Below are 9664 nucleotides of genomic sequence, written 5' to 3'. Positions count from 1 at the left end.
CGCACGCTGGACGAGCTGGTGTCGGAGAACGGGTACGTCCGGGTGACCCAGTGGGCGATCCGGATCTTCTTCATCCTCGTCGACGCCCTGCCGGTGATCCTCAAGGCGCTCAGCGGCAACAACTCCTACGACCGGCTGCTGGCGGAGAAGCTCGCGGAGCAGGAACGCGTCCAGCGGATGCGCTCCGGCGAGGAGCTGGACCGCAACGCGCAGTGGGGCGACGTGGTGCGGCACGAGCGGGAGCTGCAGCGCCGGATGGAGTTCGAGCGCATCGACGAGGTCGACCGCATCGAGCGCGCCAACTACGACGAGCGCCGAAACGATCTGATCGACGCGCTGGAGTCCCATCTGATGCGCACCGCGATCGGCCCGGCCAGCCCCGGCTGGGGTCCGGCGCCCAAGGAGTCCTGGGTCGTCGACATCGACGCGGAGGCGCCGACGCAGGAGGTCCGGCACAATCCGCCCGGAGGTAACCGGTGACGACGAGCCACCCCACAGAGTCGCGGGTCCGCAACTACCTGATCTATCTGGTGCTGGACACGTCGGAGTCCATGCGCCGGCCGTCGCGGGAGGCACCGCAGCACGGCAACGCCCAGGAGCACTTCGAGCGGCTCATCCCCAGGATGCTGCGGCAGCTGGCCGCGCATCCGGTGCTCAACAAGATGGCCGCGGCCAGCGTGGTGGCGTTCAACGACGAGCCGGAGATCCTTCGGCCGATGACGTCGCTGGACCGGGCCGCGTCGACGAACCGGCCGAAGATCGGCTACGGCACCGACTACGCGCAGGTGCTGAAGTTCCTCGGCGACCAGCACACCAAGGACGTACGGACGGTGAAGCTGAACCGGGAGAACGACAACTACGCGGTCGAGGTGGCCGCGCCGTGGATCTTCTTCATCACCGACGGCCGGCCCTACGCGCGGAACCTGGACCAGGAACTGTCGGAGTGGATGGTCCACCGCGACCGGCTGGTGAACCCGCCGATCGGCGCGCGGATCGTCGCGATCGGGCTGCCCGGCGCTGACCGGGACACGCTGTACAGCCTCTCCACCGGCCAGGCGAACGGCATGCGCAACGCGTTCATCGCCGACCGTTCGAGCAACCTGCGGGAGCTGTCGGAGAGCGTGGTGAGCGCGATCGAGAGCAGCATCTCGACCTCGGCGACCACCGGGCTGCTGACCATCCGGACGCCGGTCGGGATGAGCCGTATCGACGGGCCGCGGTCATGAACCCCCTCACGTTCTGGGCGCTGGTGGTGTTCGCCCTGGCGGTGCTCCTCGCTTGTGTGATTTACCTGCGCCGCACGCGGTTGCCGGTGAAGAAAACCAAGGCCGGTCAGGAGGTGACGCCGACGCGCGGGGGCAAGGAGCCGAGGCCCGAGCCCAGATCAGGCTCACGGGCCGACGCGCGGTCGGACGCACGGTCGAGACTGCCGTCGGAGTCGCGGCACGAGCCGCAGCCGGAGTCAGGGCCGGCCGTGCCGCGGCAGCAGTCGGAGGGCTGGGCGTCGCGCTCGGCGCTCGGCATCCTCTCCAAGACGCGGCGGGAGCCTTCGCCGCCCGCCACGACGACGGTCGATCCGAAGCTGACGGCGGCGCCGGTGGTGCTGGAGGCCGCGTGGCAGCAGTCGGTCTACCACGGAGCCTGCAGCGCCGGCCGGTTCCGGGCCACGGTCCGGGTGGCGACGGCCCGCGGCAGCAGCCACGCCTACGGTGGTACCGCCGGGCAGGACGTCGCCGGCGTCGTCTGGAACGAGCGCCGCCGGGCCGTCTTCGCGGTCGTCGCCGACGGCCTCGGCTCCAAGGTCGACTCCGGTCAGCTCGCCCGTGAGGTCGTCGAGCAGACGCTCGCCAGGGCCGAGGGGCTACGGCCCGAGCAGGATCCGCTGCAGATGCTTCACGGGATCATCCGGTACGTCGAGGCGTTCGTGATCCAGAACGGACTGGACGGCGCCACCACCCTCGTCGTCGCCGAGATCCGCGCGGACACCGAGGGTGCGGTCGTCTCGACCTGGGGCATCGGCGACTCCGAGGCCTGGGTGCTGGAGCGCGGCAACTGGGGCGTCCTGCACCACGAGCGGCGCGCCGACACGGAGAACGTGACCCGGCACCTGCCGGGGCACCGGGACGTCCAGCAGAAGTCGACGCTGGTGGGCCGCGGGGCGGTGGTGACGGTGGCCAGCGACGGATTCGCCGCGGCCCTGGCCACCCGGGGCAACTCCCCTGTGTCCAAGGAGCTCATCGACCGCTGGCGCAAGCCGCCGGCCCCGACGGACTTCCTCAACCAGGTGAACTTCGACGATCCGCGATTTCACGACGACAGGGCGGCAGTGGCGGTGTGGATCCGATAAACAGTTTCTGGGTGGAGCTGGCGCAGCTGCGCGACCGGGAGCGGCTCGGCTGGGGCGACGCCGGCAACTCCACCATGTGGTCGTGCGCCTATGCGGGCATGCACTACGTGTACAAGGAGTACTCCGAGGAGTTCCGCGCCGAGGCGGACCAACATGCGCTGGGTGGCCTGATCGGGTGGCGCGACGCGCTGCCGCCCGAGGTGCGCCGGCACCTCGACCGGGTCGCGTCATGGCCGCGGTACCGGGTGCGCCACAACGGCATGCTGCTCGGCGTCCTGATCCCCCGCGCGCCGCACCAGTTCTTCCGTCCGACGTACCCCGACGGGCAGATCCGGCCGAACGTGATCGCCAACCTGGTCAGCCGGCGCATCAACGACACGGTCATCGCGGGTGCCACGGTGCCGATGAAGCAGAACGCGATCGGCAACGCCACCGACATCCTGCTCTGGTTCCACCGGCAGGACGTGCTCGTCAACGACGTGCGGGAGCTGAACATCCTGTGCACCGAGTCGGGTTCCGAGGCGTACTTCGTCGACTGTGACGTCATGATCGGTCCGTGGGGCGCCGTCGGACCGCCGGCCGCACCGGGTTACCTGCAGAGCCTGCTGCCGTCGGCGAAGCCGTCGCGGCAGCTGGAGCTGGTGAAGCTGGCGTGGGTGGCGGTGTGGCTGCTGCTGGACGACTTCTCGTTGCAGAGCGTGCCGCTGGCGCGCCTGACGACGGTCATCAACGCCGCCGACGCGACGCTCATCGCGCAGACCGCCAACCGCGAGCCGGTCGACCTGGAGAACTGGCGGCGGCTGGCCGGTCGGTGGATCAAGTGGACGGCGCGCGCCACGGTCGGCGTGACGCCCATGTCCACCGGCCCGCAGGTCGTCACGCCGAGCGCGTGGCCGCTGCCGCCGACCAAGGTGATGCCGCCGGCGGCGCCGTCGTCGCCCGCGGGCACCGGGTGGGTGCCGGCCCCGTACAAGCGGCCGCGGGCGCCGGCCCGGACCGCGCCGCGGGCAACGCTCACGCCGCAGCCGGTCGAGGAGCGCCGCCCGAAGATCGTGGCCCTGTGGACGGTGGGGGGCGCCGCGACCGCGGTGGTGCTGATGGTGGTGTTGATGCTGCTGCAGAAGGGGTTTTCGTGAGCTCGCTCCTGCTGATCCTCGACGATGCCGAACGCCGGCTGCCCGAGCAGGACCCGCATTACCTGTGGATGGACGCCGGCGTGCTCAAGGTCTCCACGAACCCGCCGAACCACAACCTGTGCGTCGGGCACTTCGTCTCCGAGTTCGGCGAGTGGTGGTTCCACAGTGGACCCGCCGAGTGCCCGTCGGAGCTGCGCATCAACGGCCGGCCGGTCGACGAGGACGACGTCGAGCTGTCGACCGACCGGGCCGAGGTGCGGCTGAGCGCCGAGCCGTACAGCGAGCCGCCGCGGCGCAACTGGGAGCCGGGGCCGGCCACGGACGGCACGCCGCCGCCACCGCCGCCAGCGCCAGGCGGTGACCCGGGGGACAGGGTCGTCCGCTACGTCATCGTGCCGCCCGGGGCGCCGCCCGGCCCGGAGACGCAGCTGGTCGTCGACGATCCGGAGGTGGTGCCCGGCCACGCCTGGATCGAGGTGGACGAGCGGGGCGCGTGGTGGGTGACCGCGCACAACGGGCAGATCTTCGTCGATGGCCAGTCGGTGGCGTCGGCGGTACGGGAGCCCGGCACCAGGTTCACCGTCGGGCGGAAGGTCATCACCGTGCCGGGCGGCGGGCGGCGGGGCCGCGGCCTGACGGTGGAATGCAGCGAGCTGAGCGTGCGCCGGGGCGGGCGGCAGATCCTGGACAACGTCTCGATGTCGGTGCCCGCGGGTGACTTCGTCGCGGTGTTCAGCCCCGACCCGGCCGGCGCGCAGATGCTGCTGGGGCTGATCGTCGGCGGGTACCGGCCCGACCACGGCGCGGTGCACGTCGGCGGCTCCAGCCGCAGGGGCAACCCGGCGGTGCGATGGGTGTCGGCCACCGACGACCTGCACGGGCTGCTCACCGTCCGGGAGACCCTGGCCGGCGCGGACGCGGAGCACCTCGAGGACGTCCTGTCGTGGCTGGGTCTGACCGCCGCGGCGGACCTGCAGGCGCGCACCCTCAACGACGCGGACCGCAAGCGGCTGTGCATCGCGCGGGAGCTGATCGCCAGGCCGGCGCTGCTGGTGCTGTTCGAGGCCGGCGGGTCGCACGCGATCAGCGCCGACCGCGACCTGATGTCCCGGCTGGCGACCGTCAGCCAGGACACGACCTGCACAGTCGTGGTCGCGGCCGGCGAGATCGGCAACCTCGACCTGGCCCGCACCGTGGTGGTGCTGGACCGGCAGGGGCGGATGCATTACGCGGGGCCGGGCGGCCAGCCGTTCGCGAACCGGACGGATCTGACCCGGGCGGAGTTCCTGGCCGGCCGGACGGCGTCGACGGGCGACTCCGGCCCGGGCCGGGCCGAGCTGCCGGTGCGGCTGCCGCCGATGCGCTCGGCGGTCGGCCCGGCGAGCACATTCGACGGCCTGGGCGCCATGCTGCGCCAGCAGTGGCTGCTGTTCCGCCGGCGCGGCAACGGCGTGCTGGCCGGCCTGCCCGTGCTGGCCGTCGCCGGCGGGCTGCTGGTGTTCGTCCCTTCCGTGGCGGTGCTGCTGCTGGCCGCCGTCGCGGTCGGGTGCGCACTCGTGACGGGTGGCGCGGACCTGGCCACCGCGCGGGCCGTGCTGGCCCACGAGCGGCGCGCCGGGGTCGGCGCGGCGGCGGTCGTCACCGCCCGGCTCGTTGTGCACGGGGCGGTGTGCGCGGTGCTGGCGGCGCCGATGGCCTTGTGGGCGCACCTGGCCGGCGAGCCGGCGCCCGGCAGCTGGTGGTCGGTGTACGTGCCGGTGTGGCTGGCCATGATCCTGGCGTTGAGCGGTGGCATGCTCGCCTCCGTCGCGATTCCCGATGGTGCGCTCACGCCGACGAACCTGCTGGTGAGCGGGGTCGTCGCGGGGTCGGTCCTGCTCGTGGCCGGCTGGCTGCTGCTCGGCGTGACCTGGCTGGTCGGCGCGCCCGCGCTGCTGGTGCTGGCCGTTGCCGGCGCCGGTGCCGCGGCCACCGCGCTGGAGCACCGCCTCGCCGCTTAGCCGCCTACGACGAAGATGGCCCCGGTCCGCTCGGACCGGGGCCTCTTCCGTGTTACCGCTTCATTCAGCCGGGCGGAAGCCGCTCGGTGCGGGGGTGGGGGGCTCGGTGCCGTCCAGCGCGGACTGGCCCAGGTCGACGATGTGCTGGTGCAGGAAGGCGGCGAAGAGCCCGAGCGCCCGCCCGGTCTCCAGACCGTCGCCGAGGAACGCCAGCTCCGGGTACGAGGCGAGGTCCGCGACGGCGGCGCTCGCCGGGCCCAGGCCGAAGGCCACGATCTCGGCCCGCCGCAGCTGCCCGAGCAGCCGCCGCCGGGGCGTCTCCCAGGCGCTGTCACGCGCCTCGGCCCCGCACAGCAGGACGAACAGCGGCGGCCGCACCGAGTCGTGCTGGGCGCGCAGCGCCTCCAGGTCCGCGCCCACCTGCCTGCCGAGCGCGCCGAAGAGCTCGGCGTAGTCGGCCGGCCCGCGGGCGGTGAACTGCGGCGACACCGGCGTGGTGGGCACCGGGCCCAGCGGCAGCCGGGTCTCGACCGACTCGGCGAAGCCGAGCACGGCGATCCGCAGCGCCGCCGCGACCTTGGCCCGGGCGGCCAGGTCGCCGAACAGCTCGGTCACGGTGGTGTCCAGGCCGGCGGTCCAGACGTCGTCCTCGACCGACTCGTCGATCAGCAGGTAGACCGGGCAGAGGTTGGCCGGTGGCGCGGGCGCCGCCGGCGCGGGCGCCGCCGGCGCGGGCGACCGGCCCGGCTCGTCGGCGGGCGTCGCTGAGGGGTTCGCGGCGCCGAGGATGTCGTCGAGCGACTCGTCCCAGTCCAGCGCCGGCTGCTGCGGCTGGGCCGGCGTGCCGACGGTGGCCGACGCGTGCAGCACGCCGGCGGAGCCTTCCATGTGCCGCACGACCGCGTCGACCAGCGCCGACACCTCGGCCGGGTTGACCAGTCCTTCGCCGGCGAACCCGGCGAGCAGCGACTGCATCCGGTCGGTCTGCTTCTCCTGGTGCTCGTACCGCGCCTGCTCCAGCTCCGCGACGATCTTCATCGCGCCGGCCGTGTCGTGCGGGTTGCGCTGCAGGTGCAGCCGCACCATCGACATCGCGTCGAGGGGCTGCCCGTTGAGCATCATCCGCTCGCGGTCCTGCAGCAGGTGGTCCCGGGCCTGCTTGAGCACGTCCAGCTGGCCCTCGCGGTTCACGTCGTTGACGTTGGTGGCGTGCCGCGCGGCGTGGATCTTCTCGTCGCGGGCGGCCTGCTCGACCTCCTGCAGGTACTTGCGGCCCGCCTCGTCGAGCGAGAGCCGCACCTCGACGGCGTACATCGAGATCCCGCCCTGGATCAGGGTGTCGCGCCGGAACCGCGCGCGGATCGCGGCCTCGGCCTCCTCCGCCTCCTCGATGGCGAACATCCGGGTGATCGGCCGGCAGACGCCCAGCACGTGCCCGCGGACCAGCGGCACGGCGTCGGTCACGTTGCGCCGGATCACCTCGGCTGGGTCGGTGACGCGGAAGCTCACGCTGACGGTGGCGTGGAAGTGGTACACGTCGCCCTGCGTCGGCAGCGGCACGTCGTCCTTGAACTCGAACGAGAGGTGGTGATCGCTGATGTCCACCTCGAACCGGGTCCGGTACTTGGTGAGCATCTGGTCCGACCACCGCATCGGCTTGCCGCCGTCGAGCACCTCGAGGTCGCCGTCGCGGGTGGCGTAGACGACCGCCACCGACGGGGTGCGACCCTTGCCCGGGGTGACGGTGAGCCGCTTCACCGGCTCGTTGAGCTTGATCAGCGGGATGGGCTCGGTCATGTCAGCGTCCTTCCGGCCCGAGCTTGTCGAGCAGGGCAACCATGGCGCGATGCGCGTTCGGCATGGGGATGAGGTTCCGCGGGTCGACCCAGTCCTTGGTCAGCTTGGTCAGGTTCCGGTGGACCCGGGGATCGAAACTGGGCTGCCGCAGGACCTCGCGGAACAGCTTCAGCAGCGCCCGGAGCTGGTCGGTGTCGTTCTCGGCGAGCGCGGCCCAGCCGGTGAAGACGGCGTTGGCCTCGTCGTACAGCACCGTGTTGTTGAACAGGTGGCGCCACAGCGCCTGCAGCGGCCGGCGCACCTCGTCGACGTCGCCGGTCAGCCGCAACAGGCTCGGCCATTGCACCTCGGGCCCGTCCGGGTCCGGCCGCACCCAGGTGACCAGGGTGCTGGCCAGGATCAGGAACGCGAGCTGCGCCGCCCGGGTGCGCAGCTTGTCGCCGAACCACTCGACGAGGGCCGCACACACCCGCGGCGTCACCCCCTCGGGGTCCTCGAGGATCAGGTCGGCCAGCGCGTTGCCGATCCCCACCGCGATGGTGAAGTCGTCGATGGTCGCGAGCCGGCCGAGCCGGTCGATGGCGGCGTTCACGTCGGGCTGGCCGACGCACACCCCGAACGCGCGGGCGGCGGTCGCCTGCCGGCGGGGTGAGTCCCGGTCGGCGTACCAGCCGGCGACGAGCATGTTCACGCTGGGCACGAGCCGCGGGTCGGCGGCCGGTTCGCGCAGCGCGTACGCGACCGCCTCCCGCAGCCGGGAGTCCTTGCTGTCGGCCCAGCGGCTCAGCGAACTGGTCCACAGGTAGTCGAAGGAGTACCGGCACAGCACGCCGAGCGTGTTCGCGGCGAAGTACCGCACCCGGTCGGACTGCGCGACGACGAGCTCGTAAAGCCAGTTGAGCAGCGTGGGCTGGATCTGGAAGCCGCGCCAGACCCGTTCGACGATCTTCGACGGGTAGCTCTCGTCGCGGTAGGCCACGACGCGGACCGGGACGACGCCGTACTCGTACCGCGACGACTCGTCGCGCTCGGCGGCCCGCAGCGTGTCCAGCAGCCGGTTGACCGGGATCTGCAGCAGGTCGCGCCGGGCCAGCCGGAGCTCCGCCTTCGCGCCGCCGGACACCGTCAGCCGCTGCGTCAGCTCCAGCTTGGCGTGCAGCCGGCGGGCCGCGTCGGCCACGTCCTCGTACGGCAGCCCGTCCAGCACCGCGAGCGCGATGGCGAAGCTGCGTTCCTCGACCCCCCGCAGGCTGTCGAACCACAGGTTGAACGTCTGGTCCTGCCGCTTCTGCCGCAGCTCGCGCACCAGGGCCGGGTTGACCGTGCCCTCCTCGGTGCGGACCGAGCTGATGATCCACGCCAGTTCGGCGGCGGACTGGCAGGTGTGATCGCCGTGCTCCAGCTCGGCGATGAGCTCGTCCACGGCGGGGCTGGCCAGGAGCTTCGCCAGCGCCTCCTCGTCGTTGCACTTCCAGCTGAGGTGGCTGCGCACGATCCGGCGGTGCGGCACCGGCCCGTCGCCGAGGTCCAGGACGTAAGGCTCGAGCTCCCCGTCGGCCGGCAGCACGTCGGCCGACATGGTGATCACCAGCCGGGCGTTGGCCGCGGTCAGCGCACCCTCCAGCGCGTGGAACGTGTAGCCGCGCAGCTTCCCGGCCTGGTCCGGCTGGCAGAGCAGGAACCCGATGCCCGCTTCGGAGCGGCCGAGCTCCTCGGTCCGCCTGGTGATCGAGGCGGCGAGCTGCGCCACGTCGGTGGCGGGGTCGAGGTAGTAGATCGGGCCGCCGTCACCCAGCAGCAGCCGGATCGCGGCGGCGTCCTTGCCGTGCCCGGTGCGCCCCCGCACGATGATCGTCCGCTTCGCCGCGAACTGGGTGGACAGCACGCCCCAGCCCTGCGGGTCGACGAACGCGAACCGCACCGGCTCCAGCAGGTCGATGGACAGCTCCGGCACCTGCACCGGCTTGTCCGCCAGGTTCAGCACGATCTTGTCCCCGGCGATCTTGTCGCCGTCGACCTCGTCGCCGAGGACCTTGCGGGCCGCCTTCCAGTGCTCGTTGCGGGCGGTGCCCGACCCCGGGCGGGAGACGGCCTCGCCCGGCGCCTGCCATGACCCGCTGTCGGCGCCCTCGACGCCGACCGGCGCGGGCCCGGTCTCGGCCGGCGGCGGCGGTGCGGCCGGCTTGGGACTGCCGGCGTCCGCCGGCTGCGCCGGGGTGGCCGCGGGCGCCGGTGCGGGCGTGGGTGCGGGCGCGGCGGGCTGCGCGGGAACGGTGGCGGTCGGCGCGACCGGCGCCGTCATGACCCGGTCCGGTAGACGATCTTGTTGGGCCACCTTCGGGCCCAGGTCCTGTTGCAGGTCGGCGACGACGACCTTCGCGCCG

At 72.6% G+C, this 9664-nt stretch carries 7 protein-coding genes; 5 read left to right on the top strand and 2 right to left on the bottom strand.

The genetic code is table 11. From position 1 onward, the window contains the following. The 5 genes from AB0K00_RS57075 to AB0K00_RS57055 form a co-directional block, all read left to right on the top strand. The coding region (locus tag AB0K00_RS57075) for a DUF4407 domain-containing protein (protein WP_363539984.1) at window positions 1–480 on the top strand (480 nt) is incomplete at its 5' end. Then, window positions 477–1226 carry a VWA domain-containing protein gene (locus tag AB0K00_RS57070; RefSeq protein ID WP_363539982.1) on the top strand — a complete coding sequence of 250 codons (750 nt, stop codon included), beginning with the start codon at window positions 477–479 and terminating at the stop codon, window positions 1224–1226. The genes AB0K00_RS57075 and AB0K00_RS57070, both read left to right, overlap by 4 nt. After that, entirely contained in the window at window positions 1223–2347 is a 1125-nt protein-coding gene (locus AB0K00_RS57065; protein ID WP_363539980.1) for a protein phosphatase 2C domain-containing protein, read from the top strand. Before AB0K00_RS57070 ends, AB0K00_RS57065 begins: the two co-directional genes overlap by 4 nt. Before the next feature lie 11 nt (window positions 2348–2358). Then, window positions 2359–3483 carry a hypothetical protein gene (locus tag AB0K00_RS57060; RefSeq protein WP_363539978.1) on the top strand — a complete coding sequence of 375 codons (1125 nt, stop codon included), beginning with the start codon at window positions 2359–2361 and terminating at the stop codon, window positions 3481–3483. Next, a complete protein-coding gene (locus tag AB0K00_RS57055) occupies window positions 3480–5483 on the top strand; it encodes an ATP-binding cassette domain-containing protein (protein WP_363539976.1) in 2004 nt (667 codons plus the stop codon). Before AB0K00_RS57060 ends, AB0K00_RS57055 begins: the two co-directional genes overlap by 4 nt. 60 nt (window positions 5484–5543) lie before the next feature. On the opposite strand, the gene AB0K00_RS57050 is transcribed toward AB0K00_RS57055, so the two are convergent. Both AB0K00_RS57050 and AB0K00_RS57045 read right to left on the bottom strand, forming a co-directional pair. After that, entirely contained in the window at window positions 5544–7280 is a 1737-nt protein-coding gene (locus AB0K00_RS57050) for a hypothetical protein (protein ID WP_363539974.1), read from the bottom strand. A gap of 1 nt (window position 7281) precedes the next feature. Further along, window positions 7282–9664: hypothetical protein (locus AB0K00_RS57045; protein WP_363539972.1), on the bottom strand; the 2383-nt coding region annotated here is incomplete at its 5' end.

This window comes from Dactylosporangium sp. NPDC049525 (genome assembly GCF_040676755.1).
GTDB lineage: Bacteria > Actinomycetota > Actinomycetes > Mycobacteriales > Micromonosporaceae > Dactylosporangium.
The sequence above is the reverse complement of the archived record's forward strand: the minus strand, read 5'-3'. Positions and strand labels throughout refer to the sequence as shown.